Source organism: Coleofasciculus sp. D1-CHI-01 (assembly GCF_040218875.1).
GTDB lineage: Bacteria > Cyanobacteriota > Cyanobacteriia > Cyanobacteriales > Coleofasciculaceae > Coleofasciculus.
On record NZ_JAVJQP010000133.1, the window covers coordinates 19,561 to 41,168 of the forward strand.

At 47.1% G+C, this 21,608-nt stretch carries 16 protein-coding genes and 1 tRNA gene; 9 read left to right on the forward strand and 8 right to left on the reverse strand.

The features are described from left to right. Positions 1 to 37 precede the first annotated feature (37 nt). Entirely contained in the window at positions 38 to 1,699 is a 1,662-nt protein-coding gene (locus RIB93_RS23650; RefSeq protein ID WP_446376243.1) for a DUF6930 domain-containing protein, read from the reverse strand. Between the two features lie 828 nt (positions 1,700 to 2,527). On the opposite strand from RIB93_RS23650, the gene RIB93_RS23655 reads away from it, so the two are divergent. The 4 genes from RIB93_RS23655 to RIB93_RS23670 all read left to right on the forward strand — a co-directional run bounded on the left by RIB93_RS23655 (position 2,528) and on the right by RIB93_RS23670 (position 4,568). Next, on the forward strand, positions 2,528 to 2,881 hold the full coding sequence (locus RIB93_RS23655) for a HesB/IscA family protein (RefSeq protein WP_446357802.1): 354 nt from the start codon (positions 2,528 to 2,530) through the stop codon (positions 2,879 to 2,881). Positions 2,882 to 2,974: 93 nt separating this feature from the next. Continuing rightward, on the forward strand, positions 2,975 to 3,397 hold the full coding sequence (locus tag RIB93_RS23660) for a tetratricopeptide repeat protein (RefSeq protein WP_446376245.1): 423 nt from the start codon (positions 2,975 to 2,977) through the stop codon (positions 3,395 to 3,397). Positions 3,398 to 3,637: 240 nt separating this feature from the next. Further along, entirely contained in the window at positions 3,638 to 4,507 is an 870-nt protein-coding gene (locus RIB93_RS23665; RefSeq protein WP_446376247.1) for a M48 family metallopeptidase, read from the forward strand. Continuing rightward, positions 4,486 to 4,568 (forward strand) — tRNA-Leu (locus RIB93_RS23670). The genes RIB93_RS23665 and RIB93_RS23670 overlap by 22 nt, the downstream gene beginning before the upstream one ends. A gap of 156 nt (positions 4,569 to 4,724) precedes the next feature. Here the strand turns inward: RIB93_RS23670 and tnpA are convergent. Beyond that, positions 4,725 to 5,129, reverse strand: coding sequence for an IS200/IS605 family transposase (gene tnpA, locus RIB93_RS23675; RefSeq protein ID WP_446376249.1), 405 nt, complete (start codon positions 5,127 to 5,129; stop codon positions 4,725 to 4,727). A 76-nt stretch (positions 5,130 to 5,205) separates the two neighbouring features. Between tnpA and RIB93_RS23680 the strand changes: the two genes are divergently transcribed. Further along, positions 5,206 to 6,636 (forward strand): RNA-guided endonuclease InsQ/TnpB family protein, encoded by a 1,431-nt coding sequence (locus RIB93_RS23680; RefSeq protein WP_446376251.1) that lies wholly within the window; start codon positions 5,206 to 5,208, stop codon positions 6,634 to 6,636. Positions 6,637 to 7,127: 491 nt separating this feature from the next. On the opposite strand, the gene RIB93_RS23685 is transcribed toward RIB93_RS23680, so the two are convergent. From RIB93_RS23685 to RIB93_RS23695, 3 genes are all read right to left on the reverse strand, one after another. Further along, positions 7,128 to 8,288: a serine/threonine protein kinase gene (locus RIB93_RS23685; protein ID WP_446376253.1), complete on the reverse strand. Its 1,161-nt coding sequence runs from the start codon at positions 8,286 to 8,288 to the stop codon at positions 7,128 to 7,130. Positions 8,289 to 8,318: 30 nt separating this feature from the next. Next, complete coding sequence (locus tag RIB93_RS23690; protein WP_446376255.1) at positions 8,319 to 9,242, reverse strand: metallophosphoesterase; 924 nt, start codon at positions 9,240 to 9,242, stop codon at positions 8,319 to 8,321. 101 nt (positions 9,243 to 9,343) lie between these two features. Next, on the reverse strand, positions 9,344 to 10,408 hold the full coding sequence (locus RIB93_RS23695; protein ID WP_446376257.1) for a two pore domain potassium channel family protein: 1,065 nt from the start codon (positions 10,406 to 10,408) through the stop codon (positions 9,344 to 9,346). A 312-nt stretch (positions 10,409 to 10,720) separates the two neighbouring features. Between RIB93_RS23695 and RIB93_RS23700 the strand changes: the two genes are divergently transcribed. After that, on the forward strand, positions 10,721 to 11,131 hold the full coding sequence (locus tag RIB93_RS23700; protein ID WP_446376259.1) for a hypothetical protein: 411 nt from the start codon (positions 10,721 to 10,723) through the stop codon (positions 11,129 to 11,131). Between the two features lie 281 nt (positions 11,132 to 11,412). Here the strand turns inward: RIB93_RS23700 and RIB93_RS23705 are convergent, their stop codons facing one another. The 3 genes from RIB93_RS23705 to RIB93_RS23715 all read right to left on the reverse strand — a co-directional run bounded on the left by RIB93_RS23705 (position 11,413) and on the right by RIB93_RS23715 (position 19,757). After that, positions 11,413 to 12,198 (reverse strand): DUF4058 family protein, encoded by a 786-nt coding sequence (locus tag RIB93_RS23705; RefSeq protein WP_446376261.1) that lies wholly within the window; start codon positions 12,196 to 12,198, stop codon positions 11,413 to 11,415. Positions 12,199 to 12,383: 185 nt separating this feature from the next. Beyond that, on the reverse strand, positions 12,384 to 15,551 hold the full coding sequence (locus tag RIB93_RS23710; RefSeq protein ID WP_446376263.1) for a PAS domain S-box protein: 3,168 nt from the start codon (positions 15,549 to 15,551) through the stop codon (positions 12,384 to 12,386). 9 nt (positions 15,552 to 15,560) lie between these two features. Further along, entirely contained in the window at positions 15,561 to 19,757 is a 4,197-nt protein-coding gene (locus tag RIB93_RS23715) for a PAS domain-containing protein (protein ID WP_446376265.1), read from the reverse strand. Between the two features lie 249 nt (positions 19,758 to 20,006). Here RIB93_RS23715 and RIB93_RS23720 point away from each other — a divergent pair, with 249 nt between their 5' ends. The 3 genes from RIB93_RS23720 to RIB93_RS23730 all read left to right on the forward strand — a co-directional run bounded on the left by RIB93_RS23720 (position 20,007) and on the right by RIB93_RS23730 (position 21,608). Beyond that, entirely contained in the window at positions 20,007 to 20,750 is a 744-nt protein-coding gene (locus RIB93_RS23720; RefSeq protein ID WP_446376267.1) for a Uma2 family endonuclease, read from the forward strand. A 113-nt stretch (positions 20,751 to 20,863) separates the two neighbouring features. Next, positions 20,864 to 21,046, forward strand: a complete 183-nt coding sequence (locus RIB93_RS23725; RefSeq protein WP_446376269.1) for a type II toxin-antitoxin system VapB family antitoxin — start codon at positions 20,864 to 20,866, stop codon at positions 21,044 to 21,046. Between the two features lie 355 nt (positions 21,047 to 21,401). Continuing rightward, positions 21,402 to 21,608 carry a hypothetical protein gene (locus RIB93_RS23730; RefSeq protein ID WP_446376271.1) on the forward strand — a complete coding sequence of 69 codons (207 nt, stop codon included), beginning with the start codon at positions 21,402 to 21,404 and terminating at the stop codon, positions 21,606 to 21,608.

Sequence of the window (21,608 nt, forward strand, 5' to 3'; positions counted from 1 at the left end):
GGGGGTTTGGGGGAGTTGTCAGACCCACGCTGTAATTTTAAAATTCAAACACAGGCATAAGCTGTAACAGCCCTAATCCTAACTCTTTAACCGAGAGCGATCGCGCTTCAAAGAATGCCATCATATCCTTGGGTTGAGGATTACCACGGGAAGCACCTTTGAGTCCTCTGGCGATAATTAACCCACAGTAGCCCTTCGTTTTTAGACACCGTTTTTCCCAATGCTCACGATTCGCCGTATGAGTCGGATCAGCTTCAGGAAACTCACCAAATAGGTATAGATAATTATCTCCTGTTTGCAAAATGCCCAAATCGTAGCGATCGCCAACTAGAGGATCTTCTCCAGGGTTAAAGCCAATCCCCTTGAGTCCCCCGGCTGTTTGAATTTGCTCGATTAACACTTTGGCTTTTGGGCGAGTGGTTTGAATTAACACCACAGGTAAGCCTTCTCCTAGGGGCGGGGCGTCTTGAGACTGATAAAAATCAATATCCTCCTGTAGCAGTGCTATACTCTCCCAGGGCATCATCCCCAAACTCAGGTAGGAATCTTTCGGGATTAAGTCATCCCGTAGCGGAAGTTCCAGTTCCTCCTCATCCTCATCCTCATCCCAGTCCTCGTCATCCATATCATCATCAATCGCCATCTCCCATAACTCAGAGGCTACCTCTGGTCGTGTAGACACTTTAATAGACGCGATTGATTTTGACTCCGTATCTTCCTCTTCCGTATCTATAGGGATAGGGATGCGGAAGCGCTTGTTCATCGCCGGAAAATCATCCGCCGCTAATTTTCGGGATGATCCTTGGAAAAATCGATGCAGGGCTTCCAGCGCCATATAGACAAGTAGGGCTTCTTCCTCATCCAGGAAGGGGCGCATTCCCTCTAATGGATGCACCGCACCAAAACTCGGTAAAATCTCTTCAACGGATAAATCGGCTAAATCTACATCCTCATCATCTTCAAAGTCCTCATCCGCCGCTTGATAGGTAATAAACAAGCAATCTTGTCCCAAAAATGCCTGTTCCATCGCCTCGACCGATTCCTGATTGACGACCGACTCCCGAAACCGTTGCAGTGAATCCAAGGAACGATAGAGCAGAATTCCATACTCCACACCCAGCATCCCCATAACCGAGACGTAAAACTCACCCACATCCCAGCGATTTAATTCCACACTCAGGATCTGATGGTCAGCCAAGATATCCCAAGGCGCATCTTTCCATAAGTCATACGCCTTACCAATCAATAGATCCGCATACTTCGGGGGTAATGGCGGCTGGCGCTGGAGGGCAATTTCCTCAAACCCGCGAAATAACTCATCAATCAGGGGTAAATCGGGGACATAATCGATCGCAATCTCCAACTCTTGCAGCACCCCGCGCAATAAAAACTGAACTTCGCGATCGCGTACCACAATTTTAGAGGGACGGGCGGGTCGAGCCGGACTTTGGGGATGTTCCATGGCTCGTAATAACGTGCGAACAATCGCTTCAGGTCCCATTTCTGAGGAGACGATATCCATCGCCCGGACAATTCCTTCTGAGCCATCCACCCAAAGAATGCACTCATTATTACCCTCAGCATCAAAATCACCCTGATCGGATACAGTCACTAAAGAACGGCGATCCCCTTCCCAGACGCTGGGTATTTGGGGTAACCGTTTGAGCCGACGACGAGTATTGCGATTGAGAGCAGACATAGGGTATTTGGCAATAAGTGCAAAAATCATGGCAGGTCAGCCATGATTAATAATAGATTAATAATAGATACTCCTAGTGAAGTACTCCGGCAAGATCCGCTGAAGCCGCAGCTTCATTGAAACAACCATCATCGCTTCCTGTCTCGCTTGCCGTTGCTAATTTGTAGCAATACAAATTGGTCTTACACAGCATCTCTAACTCAAAGGAGTCTTTATCACCTCAACAAAGGGTGAACCCAGGCAGCAACCCGCCTTCCGCAGGTCGTTATTCTTTGTTCGTACAACATGGCTTGGCTTTTCTTTTACCCCTGAGCGTAGTCGAAGGGAACCAGTGGTCATATTCTTTCCTTGGCTGCGATGTTTCTGCGGCAAGCATATTACTGCTACTTCGGAATTAGCCTGTCTGATGTCCATACGCCCAAGGGGGTCAGCAACCAATATACATGATAGTATTAGCGTGCTAATAGTTGCAACGCAAAATAATAGGGTTACTCAACTGATTGAAGACTGAATTGATAGACTGCCGTTGCCAGATGTATTGGAAACTTCCGTTCCTCCGGTTTCTCGCTAGTCATCCCCACCCTACAGCCGTTCATTCTCGCCTGACGGCTACGAAAATCCGTCTGTTGAGGGTGGAGACTTCCGCGATACGCTAAACCGCAATACCTTCCGGGCTGCGCTTCATTGTTTAGAGAAAGGAGTTCCCCAGAAAATTTTTATGGGGTAAATACACGTTAAGGGGTCAGTCTCGATAAACTTGATCCATAAGCGTCGAACATCAGTCGTTCATCATCCAAGTTTAACCTAACCAGGAGTTACAACATACTCATGACACAAGCAACAACACAGCAACGAGGTATCCAACTGACCGAACAAGCCCTCAAGCATATTGTGGCGCTGCGAGACCAACAAGGACAAGACCTATACTTGCGGGTTGGTGTCCGTCAGGGGGGCTGTTCCGGGATGTCTTACATGATGGATTTTGAAGATCCGAGTAAGGTACGGGATAACGATGAAGTGTTTGACTACGAGGGCTTCAAAATAATATGTGATCCCAAAAGCATCCTGTACCTGTACGGTTTGGTCTTAGATTACAGCAATGCCATGATTGGGGGAGGCTTCCAATTCACCAACCCCAACGCTAATCAAACCTGTGGCTGTGGTAAATCCTTTGGCGTTTAGTTAAAAACGGGGGAATAGGACGGGAGTAGGGGTTTGGTAACCAAACCCCTACTGCATTTAAAATCAGATCGCGGTAAACCTAAAATTGAATCTATGACCGAAACTGTTAATTCTCTGTTCGAGAGTGGCTTAGAACGCTACAACGCGGGTGAGGGACCTGATTCCCTGATTCCTGTATTTAAACAACTGTGCGATCGCTTCCCGAAAAACGCCGCTGCTTGGAGTTGTCTGGCTTGGTTGTATTTGCTGGATGACCAAGCGGAACGGGCATATAAAGTAGCGCTTAAGGGGACGAAAATTGATGCCAATGCGCCCCAAGCGCGAGTAAACCTAGCGGTAGCGATGTTGGAAACCGGGCAAACTGGGGTGCGTAAACACATCGACATCGTTAAGCAGATGATGGCGACGGATTCTCAAGTTCGTCAGGATGTCTTTGAGAGTATTGAGGATGGACTGAATAGGAAGCCTGACTGGGACAGTTTAAAGCGGGTTAAACAATGGCTATCTGAAGGGTGATACCTTGCACTTGCAGATAAGGGAAGCTGGGGGAGCTGGGGGAGCTGGGGGAGCGATCGCTTATCGATCAAATCGGAGGGAATTTTGTATCTGAGATGACCGTTTTTTCGTAATTTCCGAAGATGATTCGACAACTGAACCGATGTTTTAGGCTCAGCTTCTCGATACACTAGAGATTAGACGTCATTGGAGCAACCAATGACTTCAGACATAAGATCCATGACCCACGACCAATAACCTATGACCCAAACACTGTTAGTTGGTCTAAAGGCAGACCAGTTCCGTCATCCCCTTGATTTCCAAGCCACCCAAGCCTTGAAGCAGTTCCCTGGACTGGACTTGATGGTGCGAAATCTCCTCGGACCCTTGGCGGAACAATTCTTTTACCTGAATAATATTGCTGCCAGTGTTTTGGTAGGCGAAAATCAGCTACCACACCTGCATAATTTACTGCTAGACGCCTGCAAAACCCTGGACTTAGAACCCCCTCAACTATACGTGCAGCAGCATCCCGTGCCAAATGCTTATACCTTTGCCATGCGGGGTAAGCAGCCATTTATCGTCCTGCACACCGCTTTAATCGATATGCTGACCCCCGAAGAAATTCAGGCGGTGATTGCTCACGAATTGGGACATCTCAAGTGTGAGCATGGGGTTTATCTGACACCGCTTAACATTATGATTTTAGCGGCGTCTTTACTGCCAACTTGGGGCGCTGTAATTGCCCAAAGCCTTCAGGAACAGATGCTGGAATGGTTAAGGTGTGCGGAATTTTCCTGCGATCGCGCAGCGCTGCTGGCAACTCAGAATCCCAGAGTGGTGATGTCGGTGCTGATGAAACTCGCTGGCGGTTCACCAACCCTAGCTCCCCAACTAAACCTCGACGCCTTTATCGCCCAAGCCAGAGCCTATGATGATATCAGTAACTCGGAATTGGGAGAACTGCTCAAATCCGCTCAAACTGCCCAATTAAGCCACCCCGTCCCCGTGTTAAGGGCGCGGGAAATTGATCAATGGGCAAGTTCTCAAGCTTATCAGTCCTTGCTACAACCGACATCTATTGGCTATAATGAAAAGGTTGCATCCAAGGGCGGATGGCGAAATTGGTAGACGCACCACACTCAAAATGTGGCGACCTCTGGTCGTGAGAGTTCGAGTCTCTCTCCGCCCATTCAGATTCAGAGCCCATTTAGATTCAGAGCCCATTTAGATTCAGAGCCCATTTAGATTCAGAGGTGGTGATCATAGGAAATCTTCCGTTGCGTTCCTCCCCGGTCTAAAGACACGGGGAGGAACGCACGGTAGTGGCTTTAGCCACCTATTGTGCTTAGGCGTGGTGCGGGTCATTGATATATCTTTGAATGGTTGTTGCACTAACATTACCTGCGGTAGAGAAAAAGTAACTGTTTGTCCACAAGGAGGGTAGTTTCTTGAGTTCAGGGAATTCCTTTCTCAGGTAATTAGCACTGCGTCCTTTGAATGCTCTCGCCACCTGATATATTGCATCTGTCGGATGAATCTCAACAAACAGATGAATATGGTCTGGTGCTACTTCAAGCGCTCTGATATGCCAACCTTTTTCTGTAGCTAACTCGCTAAATATCTCAAATATTCTATCACTAATCTTGCCTATTAGCACTTTCTTGCGCCGTTTGGGTACCCAGACTAAGTGGACTACACACAAGCCGATGGCATGGTTATAGTGCCTATACTCGTATGACTTTTTCCGCATTTTATCTCTCCGGATTGACAGTTGATTTAATTGTAGATTACAATAGTGCAAACAACAAAAGTCAATTGCCAATATAATGGCTAAGACCGAAAAGCCTAGGGGAGTACAGCAAATGCTGCTACATCCCGACAAAGAGACAAAAGCGATTTTAGAGTACCTGTGTGAACAGTCAGGAAAACTCTACAACATGGGCGTATACTTTGCTCGTCAGGTCTTTTTCAAGAGAGCCTTGCTCCTAACGGGAAAGTTTGATTTAATCTATGAGCCAAGTATAGGTAAAAGCCAGATTGCTCAGTCTCTACCCTCAACACCAGCCCAACAAACACTATTAAGTGTCGCTGAAGCGTTCAAATCCTACAAAGGATTACGTCAGGCTTGGTTTAAAGGGCGATTGCCAAATAGACCTAAACCACCTGGTTATCTCAAAGGGTCAAAGTTGTTTAAGATAGCTTATCCGAATTCAGGGGGACAAAAGCCCAAGCTAATTGGTGGTCAACTTCAGTTTTCTCTGGGGGTGACTGTTAGACGTTGGTTTGGAATTGATAGCTTTAGACTACCTGTTCCGACTAACTTAGATGTTACTAAAGTTAAAGAGTGGACTATTCTACCTAAAAACGGTGTATTCTATTTGGAAGCTTCCTATGAAATACCCAAGCAGAAGACATTCGTAGGTATTGATGACCAAGCCTTAGCAATTGACCTAGGTACAACCGATAATCTAGCAGCTTGCGTTGACACCTTGGGCAATTCTTTCCTGATTGATGCCCGTGCAATGAAAGCATTCAATCAATACTGGAACAAACAGGTTTCAACCAGGAAAGAAGGAAAGCCACAGGGATACTGGGATGGCTGGCTTGACCGAGTGACCCGCAAGCGTAATCATCGGCTCAAAGACGGTATCAACAAAGCGGCAAGGTTAATTATCAATCACTGCCTTAAATACGGCATAAGTAAGATTGTTTTAGGCTGGAATGAAGGGTTTAAGAACAACGCCAATATAGGTAGATTGAACAATCAGAAATTTGTTCAAATACCCCTAGGCAAACTTAAAGACCGATTGCAGCAACTGTGTGAAATTCATGGTATTCACTTAGAAGTAACAGAAGAAGCCTACACCAGCAAAGCTAGCTATCTTGATGGAGACTCCCTGCCTAAGTTTGGCGAAAAGCCAGACGGGTGGAAAGCATCAGGAAGACGAGTAAAGCGTGGTTTGTATCGTAATAGGAATGGCTCGATTGTAAATGCCGATTTAAATGGCAGTGCCAATATTTTAAGAAAAGTAGCCAGAAAGTTAGGCATTGACCTAAACCGACTGGGTAGACGGTGTTTGACTACCGTAGCGAGAGTTAGATTGTGGGAATTACCACAATCTACTCTGTCAGCAGAATCCCCGCGTATGCGAGACCGGGGAGTGTCAAGACACAACGACTCAAGAGTTGGGAGTCTCCTCGCCGTCAAGGGCGAAATGACAAAGGCAAAGGCGGTTCCGCCAGAGCTAGACAACTGAAGAAGCAACGGCAAATGTTGCTCAAGAAGTTGAAAGAAAGCGGAAAAGCCAAACAACAGAATCAGCAAGGGGGCAGAGAAAAAGACACTCTTCCCTCTTTTTTTTAGGTTCGTAGTTGCGCTTTCATATCAAGTCCGGTTAATTAGGGCTGGCTGCACAAGTCGAAAACCCTTATATTTGAAGGACCCTCAGGAGTTTTCCGGCTGAGGGAGTGCAAGAAAATAAGATAGGATTTGTGAAAAACCTAGCATCACTAGCGAGCGAGACGCTCGCACTACCGTTTTGTTCTTTCCTCCTGAACTCCTGAACTCCTGAACTCCTTTCCTCCTACTCCCTACTCAAATACTTATTCAGCAGACCCTAATTAAATTAGGGTCTGCTGAATAAGTGTTGTGATGGGGAAAGGCAATAGGGAATAGGCAATAGGCAAAAGAAAACGGCTCTGTATTATAGCAGTCGCCAGGGTGATTAGGACATCGGATGAATTTCTTTCAACTTCTCTGCATGAACAGAACATTCCCTTGAGGAGATAACTGCCGCTGGTGCTGTTGGTAGGCTTGTAACCAGAGGACTCCGGATACTAATAAAATTGAGAAAATGACAAGATTGAGAATCATTAACCCTAGGGGAAGTGGAGACGTTTTGGGTATATCTGGATGAGGGAGGGGTTGTTTCTGGAAATGCTGCAAAATAAACGCCGCATTTGGCGGTCTACGATGGACAAATGGAGCCATAAAATAGTTAAGCCAATCGACTAAGGGTTCAGAGATTTTGTGCGTATGCTTGCGCCACATTAATTCACCTGTTTTATGGTTGGTTTCTAGTTCTAAAGGATGTTTACCCGTCAGTAAATGGACAAATGTACGTCCTAAGGCATAAAGATCCGATTGAGGAACCGCATTACCGTTGATTTGCTCAGGAGGGGTATAACCGGGTGAAAAAACTCCTTCTCCGGTTACATCTTTTCCCATCAGCCGTTGGACAACTGTACCGCTCATTTGGCAAACTGTCCCAAAATCAATTAGCACCAGTTGACCATTAGGTCGCAGCATAATATTCGAGGGTTTAATATCCCGATGGAAATATTGTTGTTGGTGCAACGTATCTAAGATATCGAGCAACTGTTTTAGCCATTCAATGGCTTTGGCTTCGGAAATGGGTTGATTATGTTTGAGCCATTGTCGTAAATTTGTCCCCTCCACTTTTTCCATCACCACACAATGTAAAGGTCTGGCACGGCGGGAGACAGAAACGGTAAAATAATTGTCTTCAGGTTGAACTTTAGGAATACCCGGATGGTTAAGTTTCTTTAAAATTTCTGATTCTTGTCTGAACAGGCGAACTAAGGTGGAATTGTTCCGGGTTAAAACTTTCAGTACTTTATGTTTTGTCCCTTTGATTGCCGCCTCTGCTGCCAAATCCTGGACTTCAAAGATTTTGGTGGGATTGGGTGCGTCTAGGGGTCGAAGGGGTTTCAACAGCCGATATCGACTGTTGATGGTTAATGGAGTGTCACAGCCTTGGCAGTATTCCAGATACTCCGGGTTTTCCCGTTGGTCGCACTTGGGGTTGATACAGTAGCTCATCGGATTTCCAGGGGTGGGTTGAGGTGACTTCTTAAAATTCACATCTACCTCCCGGAATAAATTCATCGTAGTTCCCTGTTCCCTGTTCCCTGTTCCCTAGTCCCTGTTCCCTGTTCCCTGTAGTGTAAATAAAGTGACCTCTGGAGGACAGTTGAGTCGTATGGGCAGATCACTAAAACCAATCCCACGATTAACATACAGTTTATTACCTGAAGCGCCGTAGCCGTCACTCCAACCATCGACATGTTCCCAGCCTTTAGCTAATGCTAACCAAGACCATTGGGGTGTGAAGGGTAAGCGAATTTGCCCGCCATGAGTGTGTCCAGCAACGGCTACGGGTGCAGTATTGGCAGGTAAAGCCGGAAAGGATTTGGGATTGTGCATCATCACAATTCTGGGATTCGTGGATGGCACTTGCGCGATCGCCTCTTTGGGTCGATCGTTGTTTGCCAGATGGGAACCTATGCCTACCAAATAAAAGGAGTCGGTATTTCCATCACTGAGATTTTCTTCAGATTGTCCCGGTGGAGATAATTTGACGGCTTGGTTTTCCAGAACCTCTATACCAATGTCTTCTAACGCCGTCTCCAACCGCGCTGCTAAGTTCTCTTTGGGTGGAGTATCCAGGCTAATCATACCGTAGTCATGATTCCCTAATACGGCATAGGTGGGAATATTGGCTTCGGGTAAGGGACGGACTAAATCAACGATGTTAGCAATTTCTGGGTCTGTGCCTTTAAAGGCATGGTAAATAAAGTCACCGCTAATCAGGACGACACTAGGGCGTTCTTCAACCAGTTTGCTGATACTACGACGGACAGTAGCGGTATTATCTAGCCACATTCCGTATTGAAAATCGGAAATTAATCCAATTCGTTGGTTTTGCCAAGCTGTAGGAAGATTGGGAATGACGGCAACTTCTTCTTCTGTGTCGAGGATATAAGGCTCAACCAAGCCCCAAATTATCAGGAAACAGAATAGTCCGACTAAGCCTAAGAGAATGTACTTGATTTTTTTCATGGTTCATTGTTGATTGTTCATGGTTCATTGGTAATCTTCTCCCCCAGCTCCCAGACGCGCCATGGCGCGTCTCTACAAGTTCCCCTTCCTGTTTTCCCTAATCAATGCAATATTACTTGGTCAATCGTCGTCTGGTCATCTAAGGGGGTAGCCCGATTGGTGGTTTGGCTGGAGCCGATCGCATCCCAAACCCAGCCATCATTGTGAATCAGCGCCAACAGCAGCCGTCGGCGTTTGGTGACGTGTTTGGTGGCGTCCCAAAATTGGCGATCGCTAACCGTGGGAATCCCGTGTTTCCTGAGTCGTTCTAGGGGTGGAAGCGGTGGGTTTTCCGAGGCGGGTTCTAAGTAAGCGGATTTGAGGGTTTTCAAATAAGCCGCACTAGCCCGACGTGCTGCACCTAGCGCCGCCGGATCAGGTTGATGTGACTTTTTGATGCCATATTCCAAGATAGTTAGTGCTTCATCAAGAGCCACTAAACTCAGCTTGATCGAGCGAGAACGTTCTATGCTGTGGAAATAATGAAGAATCGGGTAAGTTAGATGGCGTTCTCCCTGTTGGGCTAGCATTGGCGTCAGCGCAATTAAATGCTGGTCAAACTGCCCAAAATCTTTGCCATTCCAGGCTCTGACCAGAATTTCGTCAGCCGTACCACCAAGAGCGGAAATATAAACCGCCAGTTGGCGTTGCTGAGTCGCGGCTGAAACCACAGGTAAGAGATAGGCGATTGCCAAAGTCACTAAAAAGAAACCATTCACCGAAGCAATTGCTGTAGCAATTTGCCAAACTGCACCTTGAGGGTTATAACTCCCCATGCCTAGGGTTGAGATAGTATAACCGACAAAATAAATTCTTTCTAACGTAGTGGCGGGCAGTTTGTTCGGTGTCACCACAGCCGTCTCATAAGCGCTAAACAATAATGTCCATCCCACCCACGTTAAGGCAAACCAAAGCACAGTTACACTCACCACAACTATCCACCCTGTAACTAGCAATAAGCGGTGATGGGAACGCCAGCGATGAATCTGAAGCGCGATTTTCCACAGCCAAGCCGAGAGTCTGCTGGTTAGAGGTCCTCCTCCCCCTACTGTCAGGGTTGTGATCAGGACATCAATGGAGACAACGATGAGAATGAGCAGTCCGGAAATGACTAGCAGAATTGACATAAGGGAAACTAAAACAGTCCATGCGATCGCAGATTACCTCACCACGAGGCAAAAAACCTGCATCTGAGGGAATAGGTAGGGCTTGCTGAATAAGTGTTGTAGCAGGGGGAGCTGGGGGAGCTGGGGGAGCTGGGGGAGCTGGGGGAGCTGGGGAAGCTGGGGAAGCTGGGGGAGCTGGGGAAGCAAATCTAAGCCTAGAGAGAGGGGATTCCTGACTAGGGATATGTCTAAGCTGAGATAGGTAATGCTATCGGAATTGCAGTCATTGAGAGGTCAACGTAATGGTTCGGGAGTTTTAGGGAAGGGAAAACTATGGCAAATCAGAATTTCCGTGTAGTCGGCTACATTAGTCCAGTCACATACGGCAAACTCAAGGAGTTTATGGAGGCTCAGACGTTAACTGAAGCCGAAGCGATCGATAAGATTTTATCAACCTATTGGGGGACAGCTCCCCTACCTAAACCCCCTAATGGCTTTGATACAAGCGAAGGTGGCGACTCAACAGCCGAATTATCCCCACCTGTTTCCCCATCAGCGATTCCTAAAGACAAAAGCCTGACTCAGAACCAATTAGCCGAACGCCTCAAGTGCGATACGAAGAAGTTAACCGACATCCGAGGCTATCCTGTGGTTTTATCGGACTACACCAGAACTCGTGATCCACAGGGAATCGCGTGGGAGTATGAAGCTGAATTTGATCGCTATTTTCCTCTCGATCAATGAATAATTAAGTAGTTGGACAAAACTAAAGTTAACGGTTGAGATGAGGGAACAGGGAACAGGGAACAGTAAGGGGTTTTAGGCTGGTTAACATTTCTTAGTAAGCTTTCATGCATTTCAATGGGGAATGGGTAGCGAGCAAGATGCTCCATGTAGCGAGCAAGATGCTCCATGTAGCGAGCAAGATGCTCCATGTAGCGAGCAAGATGCTCCATGTAGCGAGCAAGATGCTCGCACTACTACGGCAAAAATTTCGGCATTATTGACAGCTTCCCCTGCTAGCATTATCGCAGTTGTTGCTCGGTTAATAATGTATTTACCCAAACGTGATCATCCGCTAATAATGGCGGTATGGGTTCTTGAGTATAATCGATCGCTAAATCATAACTGGCTTGGTCGTATACATTATTCAACAATACCTGTAAGTCTACGAAGGGTTCGCGATCGCCCGACTTCAAGGGTAAGGGAAATGAGGGAATCGCATCTCGTAGATTAAAGGCATACAAATCAGCTTGAGGACGACGGTCTCCTCGACTGACTAAAATTCGATAATGAGTTTGACTATTGCTATGATACATTGGCAAAGGTTTTCCCTTACGCAGTAAATCAATTTCCACTAAATGAGTTGAACTGCCAAAGATTTTATTGCGTTTAGTTTCATAGTCTTGGCGACCTTCTCCCGAACGTTTATTAATTGGAGAGAGGATTTCAATGACGGTTACGACTTCACCTGTGGCGACTTCTCGTACTTCTAAATAACCTTGTTTAATTGTTTCAGGTACGGGAACTTGTACTGTCTGGGGTTGAGGTGGGGACGGGGCGACAGCAACATTGGTCATTGGCTGTTCAATTGTCGCCTGTGAACCTTTGACTGTTAAATCGGGAATACCAACCAGGAGTGATTTTTCGCCCATGGTTTCATACAGACGCACTTCAACCGCAACTCTGTATTTGGGACGCAGTTGAGGAGACAGAAACTTAGTCAGTTCACTAATTAGTAATAAATGTATTCCGGGCCAGATTTCTGGGTGTTCTAGGTAAGGGTTCATCCCAGGAAAAGGGTTTGGCATAAAAATCCTTCCTCGGCGTTCGATTCTCGTTACTTAGATTTTAACGGTGAAAACTTGGGAGCATGTCACCTTTGTAGGTTGGACTTTTGGAACGAAACCCAACGAGAGTAGGCTAACTTGGACATTGTGTGCTTTCCTTGACATGCTCCCGAAAACTTGACCAAATAGCGAGCGAGACGCTCGCTCTACGGCGATTCTCTTTTGCCTCTTTCCTCCTGTCCCCTGCCTTCTGCCTTCTGCCTTCTGCCTTGAGGAAAGATGGGAAAACGCACGGTGAATGTGGCACCCTGACCTGATCCGGGACTTTCTGCCCACACTGTACCGCCTTGTAGTTCCACTAGGTAACGCACGATCGCTAATCCCATCCCTATACCACCATGCGATCGCGTCAGTGAACCGTCTCCCTGACGGAAGCGATCAAATACATAGGGGAGAAACTCGGCATGAATCCCAATCCCGGTATCACTCACCTGGATTTGTGCCTGATCCTCAATCTGTGCTAAGCAAACCTGTATTTGTCCCCCTTTAGGTGTGAATTTGACCGCATTGGAGAGTAAGTTCCAGACAATTTGTTGTAAGCGGCTGGCATCCCCTAGTATGGGAGCAACTTCAGTATCTAACTGAGTTTCGATTTGCAGTGTCTTTGCCTTAGCCGCCACCCGGATGGAGGCAATTGCCCGTTCGATAATCGGCAGTAGTTCCACAGGCGAGACATCCAATGTCAATTCTCCGCTGATAATATCCGACATATCCAGGACATCTTCAATCAGTTGCGCTAAGGATTGAGTATTGCGAGAAATCGTCTCCAGCGCCCGCGCCATCTTCTCTTCATTCAAGCGGCGCATGGGTAGAAGCTTGGCTAAACCTAGGATTGAGTTGAGGGGAGTGCGGAGTTCGTGGGAAAGGGTAGCGAGAAACTCATCTTTGAGGCGGTTGGCTTGGGCTAATTCCTGGGATTGTCGCTTTAAAGTGGCTTCAGATTGTTTGCGATCGCTAATATCGAGAATAAACGCTACGGCTTCATCCCGCGCCTTACCCAGCAACACATAACCCACCAATACCCAAACGCGAGTCCCATCTTGGCGAATATACTCTTTTTCATAAGGGGTACACCGTCCTTTTTCCTTTGCCTGGGCAATGTTCACCTCATCTAAGGGCAGATACTCCGGTGGCGTGATGTCACGCCAACTCAATCGCCCTGCTTGCAGATCCTCGCGGCTGTAGCCGACAATATCCAAGAAGGTATCATTGGCGTCTTGGATTCCCCCATACACGTCGCCAAAGAGAATCCCAATCAAATCCGATTCCGCAAATCGCCGCAACCGTTCTTGGCTAGCTTTCAGCGCTTGCTTTGCTTGAGATGATTCGATGGCAATCTCGGCTAAATGCGTGAATTGGTCGATTAAATTCCAATCCTGGGTGCTGGGATGGCGGGGCGTGGGATAATACAGGGCGAAGGTACCCAAAACGTCACCATTGCTCGAGTGCAGGGGAATCGACCAACAGGCTGCCAGATTCTGGGCTAGGGCAATGTCTTTGTAGTCTGCCCAAAGTGGGCTGCTGGCAATGTCACAGACAATTACCGGTTCGTCACGATAAGCGGCTGTGCCACAACTTCCCGCACAAGAACCGATCGCTAAACCGTGAGTGACCTGCTGGAAACGTTCGGGTAAACGACTCGCACAACCATAGTATAATCTCTTCTTTTGCTCATCTAACAGCAACACCGCACAAATTGACTCATCTGCGTGAGACTCAATCCGTTGGGTGATCGTATCAAGGATATCAGACAGGGGAACATTTGTGGCAATCGCTTCCAGAATCTGCTTTTGTCCCCGGAGTAACTCTTCTGCCAATATGCGATCGCTAATATCGGTGGCGATGGATATGACAGTACGCCTGCCATCGGGTAGTTGTCCGAGGGGGGCGGAACTAAAATCCCAAATCCTCTGGCTACCCTGTTTTGTGGCGATCGCGAATTCTCCCTCATGGAATTTATCATTCAACGCATATAACTGATCAATCCGCTCTCGCACAACCTCTCGGCGTTCACCATACGCTTTTTCCGTCCAATCTGCCATGGTGGGAATATCATCATGAGTATATCCCGTCAATTCCGCCCACATTTGGTTAACTTGCAACACTTCCCCATCTTCGGCGTGAATAATCAGCGGATAAGGGGCATTAATTACCGCTTGTCGGAATCGTTGTTCACTGTGTCGCAGCGCTTCCTGCATCTGCTGGCGTTCGGTGATATCCATGGACATCCCGGCTAACCAGCGTTGTCCAGAGGCGGTTTTTAGAGGAAACTTATAGGAAAGCCAGTAGTGAGTGCCATCATCATTTTCTGTGGTTTCTAGCCGTTCAATCGCGTGATCACCCGCTAATGCCTTGAGATCATTATCGCGGATTTGCTGCGCGATCGCATCCGAAAAGAAGTCAAAATCGGTTTTTCCCAGCCAATCCATTAAAGGACGATGGCAGGTTTTTTCCACCATCCTGTTCACAAAAATATACTGTCCTGATTCCTCTTTAATGTAGGCGGCGACTGGGCTATAGTCCATAAAACTTTGGAACAGTTCCTGGCTTTCCCGCAGTTGGGCTTCTGTTTGCTTCTGCTGGTGAATCTCCGTCGCTGTGCCAAACCATTTGATAATTTTACCGTGGCTATCTCGGAGGGGAAAAGCGCGACTCAAATGCCAACGGAATTCCCCATCGGCGCGTCTGAGTCGATGCTCACATTCGTATAACTCACCCATTTCTACAGCGTGATTCCAGGTGTCGATTGTCTTTTGTTCATCGTCGGGATGGAGGACAGGTTTCCAGCCCCAACCTTGACCCTGCTGTTGAGAAATGCCACTATATTCCGCCCAGCGTTGATTATAATAATCTACTGAAGCATCGGATTTAGCTGTCCAGACAATTTGAGGTAGGCTTTCTGCCACCAAGCGAAATTTTTCTTCGCTTTCTCTTAACGCCTCTTGTCCGGATGCAACTTGCTCTCTAGCAACGGTTAAACCGGAGATTGTGCTACTAATAAATAACCCTTCTAGGACAAACAAAAATAACCGCAGGGTTTGTCCTGCACTATCCACTACACAAGAATAGGTTGGCGATAAAACCAGATACCCGCCACTTAACGCCGCCAAAACCGTTGCCAAGATTCCCGGTCCCCTGCCACCATACCAGGCACTCACCATCACGGCGGCTAAAAATAGCAAAAATGGGCTTTCTAGTTCCCATAAGGGTGTCAGGAATAGCTGAAGGGAAAGAGTGATCGCTATGGCAAGTATAGAAACACTGTAACGCCACCCAAGGTGACAAAGCGGTTTAATTCTGATCGTCCTATTCATCGAATCCGTTCAGGAGATCTCCAGTAGCCGAACAATGACCTTCAGTAAATGCCTCGGTTCAACCGGCTTAGGAATGTGCATCTGGAAGCCTGCTGATAGGGCTTCAATGCGGTCTTCTTCTCTAGCATAAGCGGTAACAGCCACCGCTGGGATTTGTCCCCCTTGGGCTGACGGTAATGCCCTGATTCGGCGCATCAGACTGTAGCCATTTTCACCGGGCATACCAATATCACTGAGTAGCAAATCATAGTTCATTTGTTGCAGCCGTTCCAGGGCTTCAGTTGCCGATGCTGTGGCAGTTGCCATCGCCCCGTACTGTTCCAGGATGGCGATTAAGAAATCACGGGCATCGGCATCATCATCGACCACTAAAACTCTTATCCGACTTAAGATAGATGCATCAAAGGTCAAGGATGAATTGATTCCATCGTCGGCAGTTATTGTTTTGCCGTCATCGTCCAAAAGGGGTACCTTAACAATAAACGTCGCCCCTTGTCCTTCTCCGGGGCTTTCGGCGTGAATTGTACCGCCTTGCAATTGCACCAGATTTTGCGCGATCGCTAATCCTAATCCTAAACCGATTTGTTTTCTGACGGTGGTGCTATCGGCTTGGCGGAAGCTTTCAAAAATATGAGGTAGAAACTCTGGATTAATTCCTTTCCCTGTATCCTTAACCCGGATTTGGGCAAAGTGATCCACGGGTTCTAAATAAATCTCCACTCGTCCCCCGGCTGGGGTAAACTTGACCGCATTGGAGAGGAGATTCCAAATCACTTGCTGTAAGCGATTGGCGTCACCCGAAACCCAAGCCACAGCATCTAACCGGGAGTCCATTTGAATCTGTTTATCCGTCGCTGTGGGGCGCACCGTATCCAGCGCCGCTTCAATCACAGAAACTAGATTCGTGGGACAGATATTCAGGCGAATGTTACCGCGAATAATCCGGGAAATATCCAGTAAATCGTCAATCAGTTGGGCTTGGGCTTTGGCGTTGCGTTCAATTGTCTCTAGGGCGCGATTCGTCTTTTGTTCATCCAACTGGCGGATGCGGAGTAACTTTGCCCAACCCAAAATCGCATTGAGGGGCGATCGCAATTCATGGGAGACTATGGCTAAAAACTCATCCTTGGTGCGACTCGCCGCTTCCGCCACCGCACGGGCTTCCTGTTCCCGCACCAGTAGCTGATTGCGTTCAGCTTCTGCAAGTTTTAAATCAGTGATATCCCGGGCGATACCCAAGACTGATTCGATGGTGCCATCTTCAGCCAATTCCGGCACGATTCGGGCTTGATAGTATCGAGTTGTATTATCGGGGGTGAGGAAATCGAACTCCGTAATTCGCTCTTTCCCAGTCGAAAATATTTCTCTCAAAGTGGTTTGCCACTGGGTACTTATGGGTTCGGGAATGCCTAACTCCCGATGAGTTTTACCCAAAAAAGCTTGAGGTGATAATCCGGTTGCTGCTTCTATGGCTGGGTTGACATAAACGTGACGTAACTCTTGATCAAGTCGGGAAATAATATCTGGCGAATTTTCCACCAAGGCTTGGAATTCCTGTTGGCGACGATACAGTTCAGCTTGGGTTTGCTGGCGTTCGGTTACGTCTCTCCAAGTGGCAATAAACCCATCGCGAAAGGGAGTAATGGAAATATCAAAGACTCGACTCAGGCGTTGCTGATCATAGATATCGGTATACGCAACCGATTCTTTCACGAACGGTTGTCGGGTTTCCACCGCCTGACAGTATTCGGCAAATAGCCCTGTTTCTCGATGGGCGGGGAGGATTTCACACAGTCTTTTACCGATTTGCTTGTCCTGGTTTAAACAGTTATTTTTACAGACAGCTGCATTAACATAGTCGATGCGAAAATCAATAATTTGACCTGATTCATCACGCAGGGCGGAGTAAATGCCAAAACAGTCCAACATCGTCTCAATTGAGGTGCGGAATAATTCCTCCCGTTCTTGGAGTTGGACTTCAGCTTGAGTCAAATCCGTGATATCCCGCGCTATCCATAATACCGATGGAATTGAGCCATCTTGCGCCAACTCTGGAACTAAACGCGCCTCATAGTAACGAGTGACATCATTTTGGTCGAGAAAATCAAATTTAATTGTTGTTGATTCTCCCGTAGCGAAAACCGTTTTCAGGGCGCTATCCCAGACGTCACACTGCTGGTGAGGCATCCCTAACTCCCGGTTCGTTTTGCCAATAAACTCCGCCGCCGCCCGCCCCGTAACCGATTCTACGGCTGGGCTAACGTAAAGATGGCGCAATTGACGGTCAAATCGAGCGATAATATCGGGTAAATTCTCAATCAGGGTTTGATACTCCTGTTGACGGCGATAGAGTTCTGCCTGAACCTGCTTACGTTCTGTAATATCTCTCACTGTAGCCACCACTGTCTCAATCGTACCCTCAGCATTAGCAACGGGTGAGAGAATATATTCATACTGCCGAATTCCCTGCACTGTTGGGAAGCTGATTTCATCCGTCAAGGTTTGTCCGGTTTCAAATACCCGTTGGCGTTGAGCATCAAAGGATGCCATCAGGGGTGCTGGTAAACCTAAGTCTCGCCAGGTTTTCCCCACCATATCACTCGGCTGTCGTCCTAACGCCCTAGCTGCTGATACACTAACGTAGAGGTATTTCCCGTGACGGTCATACAGGTAAATGTGATCCACAGACGCACTCAGAATACCCTGTAACAGTCCCACCTGCTGCTGTACCTGGTTTGCCAGGTGTTGCCGTTCGGCTTCAATCTGCTTACATTCTGTGATATCCCGCCAAGTAGCGATAAAGCCATCTCCTAACTTCGTCGCCCGGATATCATAAGCGCGACACAGGCGTTGCTGACCAAAATTATCCTCGTAAATCAGGGATTCTTTAACTAAGGGTTCACCCGTTTCCACCACTTGACAGTAGTCGGCAAATAGCCCAGTTTCCCGGTGAGCCGGGAAGAGTTGGCATAACGACTGACCAATTTGCTCTTGTTTACTTAAAAAGTTATCACGGCAAGCGGCAGCATTAACATAATCGATGCGAAAATCCACAATCTCACCCGATTCATCGCGGATTGCGGTATAAATACCAAAACAATCCAGCATATTTTCCACAGAGGTACGAAATCGTTCTTCACTCTGGCGCAATTTTTGGTTAAATTCTTGTAAGCGAGTATAGGCTTTGGTTAATAAAGTATTCAGTTGAGCGCGAGTGGGAGAGTCGCTATCTGCCGCAGGTTTGGTGGTAAGGGTTTCCGGTTGTGCGATCGCCGCTCCCAGGAGTAAACTGACAATACCTTGCATCAGTAGACTCAGTTGGTGCAGCGATAAAATGTCGGCGGAAATGGGTAATGGGGACAGGGAGAGGGCGCTAGGATAAAAAATTAGGTAGTCTAATAGCGTCACCCCGATAGAAAAGCTAACCAAAAGCATTCCACCCATCGCACCAAAGCGGATAGCAGCCCAGAGAATCGGCAGAAAACCAATAAACAATAATCGCTCGAATGTCAAGCCTAAATCAAGAGTTGCCCAAACGGTGAGGGTAGCGATACAGGTACTCAAGAATCCCAGTGCTAGGATTTCTAGCCATTGATGCAGCGAGAGGTTCCAAACCGAGGAATTTTCTTGGTCTGAAATGGCAAGCCAACCTTGATTTTGCCAGAATCGGGTGAGAAATAAAAGAGCCGTTGGCGCTACGGCGAGGATACCAATCGCCTGCCCTAACCAGTTGTAGGATAAGTGTGGGAGTAAAGTAGATGGCGTTATTTTACCCCAAGCCAGCAAACCGAGACTGTCAACCGTGGCGGTAGTGCAAGAGGCGGCGATGATAGCACTGGCAATAAAGACAACCGCATCAGCTCGGCGTTTAAGTGACAGCGAACCTTGCCAGAGTTGGCGATAGAGAAGCCAAGTGATTAGGGGGACTATTATATCAGTGAATCTCAGTAATCCCGTCCAATCACCACTTCCCCAAAACGGGGCGATGACGAGTGAGGTGATTGCGGTTAAGATAATTCCTATCCATTCAAACCAGAGCGTCAGTGCGATCGCGACTCCAGAAGGGACAAAGCACAGCGATAGTCCTGGTTGCACCTGATAGAGAAGTGCCAACCCATGAGCTAAAATTAGGGCGAATCCAGATAAGACAATGACAAGCCACCAGCGCTGGCGAGTCAAGGGCGTAGAGTTGGGAGCAAAACGCATAGAGAAACTTTCCTCAGACTTGCCATAATCTGTTTATTTTAATCCTAAAATCGATCTTAAGGGATGAGGGAGATATCCCCTAGCCAATCGCTGATATCATATCCGGTGGAATACCATCCTCTAGGGTAGAGGGTTAGAGGTTAAAGAGAAAGGTTATAAGGTTACAAAAAGGGATTTGGCAGCAACGTGCGATCGCTCATCAGCGAATCTGACCATTAAACTAAAGATAGCCGTTTATCGTCTCTCCCAATGACCCTTGCCAAGGATTCACAACCAACCGATCAAATTACTTCCCTTAACGACACAGAGGATATTATTATTCCTCCATGTGATTTGTTGAGTGATGAACCTCCCTGGGAAAGTGACCTACATCGAGATCAAATAGAACTTCTACTAGCTTGCCTCAAGTGGTGGTGGCGAGAACGCACCGACTTCTATGCCACTGGCAATCTTACCATCTACTTTAGCCCAGAACACATCACCACACGAGACTTTAGAGGACCCGATTTTTTTGTCGTGTTAGGAACAGAAAATCGACCCCGCAAAAGCTGGATATTATGGGCAGAACAGGGAAAATACCCGAATGTAATTGTGGAACTGCTTTCTGACAGCACCGCTACAGCTGATAAAAACTTTAAGAAAAAACTTTACCAGGACACCTTCCGCACTCCCGAATATTTTTGGTTTCATCCAGATACGTTGGAATTCCAAGGGTTTATACTTATGGCGGGTGAATACCAACCGATAGAACCCACTTCTCAAGGGTGGTTATGGAGTTGTCAGTTGGAACTGTTTTTAGGAATTTATGAGTCAAAACTGCGTTTTTTCAGCCCAGAGGGTCAACTCGTCGCCACACCAGAGGAGAGGGCAGAAGTTGCCCAGAAACAAGCGGAGATAGAACGACAGCAGCGGGAACTTGCACAACAGCAGGTAACAGAATTACGAGCTAGACTCAAAGCGTTAGGTGTTGAAACCGATTTGCCAGAATCGTAAGCGTTTGTCAATGAATAGCCGCACATCGGTGATCAGAGTTGAAAACTTTCTCAAACTGTCCTCTGGCTTAAAATTGAATATATTGTCATACCTTAATTGTACTAGATAAATCCATGGCAACCAATCTTGAAATTGACGAAAAGCTTCTTGAAGAAGCACTTTCATTGTGCGAGCATTCAACAGCAGATCGGTTGATTAAAGCAGCTTTGCGAGAATACATTCAACGTCGCAAACAACTGAAAGTTTTGGAGTTATTTGGAACGATAGACTATGAAGAAGATTATAATTACAAGTAACAAAGACAAACAAGATGAGCGTTACAGGGGGTAACGGCTGTATTAACACATCCTGCTACCGTTAAAGTCCCCCTTTTTAAGGGGGATTTAGGGGGATCAAACGTATCCCATAAGAGCGGAAAGTGCTGTATTGTTGACAAGGGAGGGTTCATAGGGGGAGAAGGTAGGAAGGGTGACGAGAGGTGCGTCAGTGATCAGGTAGATTGTATTGTACTGTCGAAGCAAGTGATGGTATCGAGAAAGGTTAGTTTTGCTGAGTAGAGGAAAGCAGGAGTTGGGTGAGGTTGAGGATTGAGGTATGAGTATGCCATAGTTAATGTAAAGAATAGGTCAGTATGATGAGGTATGATAAATTATGACTTTTAATGATGTCGTTGAGGCGATCCAGAGTCTTTCCACAGATGAAAAGCTGGAAATTCAACTGTTGTTGGAGCAATACATCCGTGAAGAACGCCGTGGCGAGATATATAGGAACTTCAAGTCAGCGCAGGTTGAACAACAAAAAGGGGAACTAAAGTTTTCCGCCAATATTAACGAACTAAGACAACTGATAGAGGAATAA

Excerpts from the sequence above, each read along its gene's own strand:
- RIB93_RS23710 (WP_446376263.1), bottom strand. The coding sequence starts at position 15,551 with ATGAATAGGACGATCAGAATTAAACCGCTTTGTCACCTTGGGTGGCGT.
- RIB93_RS23725 (WP_446376269.1), top strand. The coding sequence starts at position 20,864 with ATGGCAACCAATCTTGAAATTGACGAAAAGCTTCTTGAAGAAGCACTT.
- RIB93_RS23655 (WP_446357802.1), top strand. The coding sequence starts at position 2,528 with ATGACACAAGCAACAACACAGCAACGAGGTATCCAACTGACCGAACAA.
- RIB93_RS23660 (WP_446376245.1), top strand. The coding sequence starts at position 2,975 with ATGACCGAAACTGTTAATTCTCTGTTCGAGAGTGGCTTAGAACGCTAC.
- RIB93_RS23730 (WP_446376271.1), top strand. The coding sequence starts at position 21,402 with ATGACTTTTAATGATGTCGTTGAGGCGATCCAGAGTCTTTCCACAGAT.
- RIB93_RS23680 (WP_446376251.1), top strand. The coding sequence starts at position 5,206 with ATGGCTAAGACCGAAAAGCCTAGGGGAGTACAGCAAATGCTGCTACAT.
- RIB93_RS23705 (WP_446376261.1), bottom strand. The coding sequence starts at position 12,198 with ATGCCAAACCCTTTTCCTGGGATGAACCCTTACCTAGAACACCCAGAA.
- tnpA (WP_446376249.1), bottom strand. The coding sequence starts at position 5,129 with ATGCGGAAAAAGTCATACGAGTATAGGCACTATAACCATGCCATCGGC.
- RIB93_RS23650 (WP_446376243.1), bottom strand. The coding sequence starts at position 1,699 with ATGTCTGCTCTCAATCGCAATACTCGTCGTCGGCTCAAACGGTTACCC.
- RIB93_RS23720 (WP_446376267.1), top strand. The coding sequence starts at position 20,007 with ATGACCCTTGCCAAGGATTCACAACCAACCGATCAAATTACTTCCCTT.
- RIB93_RS23665 (WP_446376247.1), top strand. The coding sequence starts at position 3,638 with ATGACCCAAACACTGTTAGTTGGTCTAAAGGCAGACCAGTTCCGTCAT.
- RIB93_RS23715 (WP_446376265.1), bottom strand. The coding sequence starts at position 19,757 with ATGCGTTTTGCTCCCAACTCTACGCCCTTGACTCGCCAGCGCTGGTGG.
- RIB93_RS23690 (WP_446376255.1), bottom strand. The coding sequence starts at position 9,242 with ATGAAAAAAATCAAGTACATTCTCTTAGGCTTAGTCGGACTATTCTGT.
- RIB93_RS23685 (WP_446376253.1), bottom strand. The coding sequence starts at position 8,288 with ATGAATTTATTCCGGGAGGTAGATGTGAATTTTAAGAAGTCACCTCAA.
- RIB93_RS23700 (WP_446376259.1), top strand. The coding sequence starts at position 10,721 with ATGGCAAATCAGAATTTCCGTGTAGTCGGCTACATTAGTCCAGTCACA.
- RIB93_RS23695 (WP_446376257.1), bottom strand. The coding sequence starts at position 10,408 with ATGTCAATTCTGCTAGTCATTTCCGGACTGCTCATTCTCATCGTTGTC.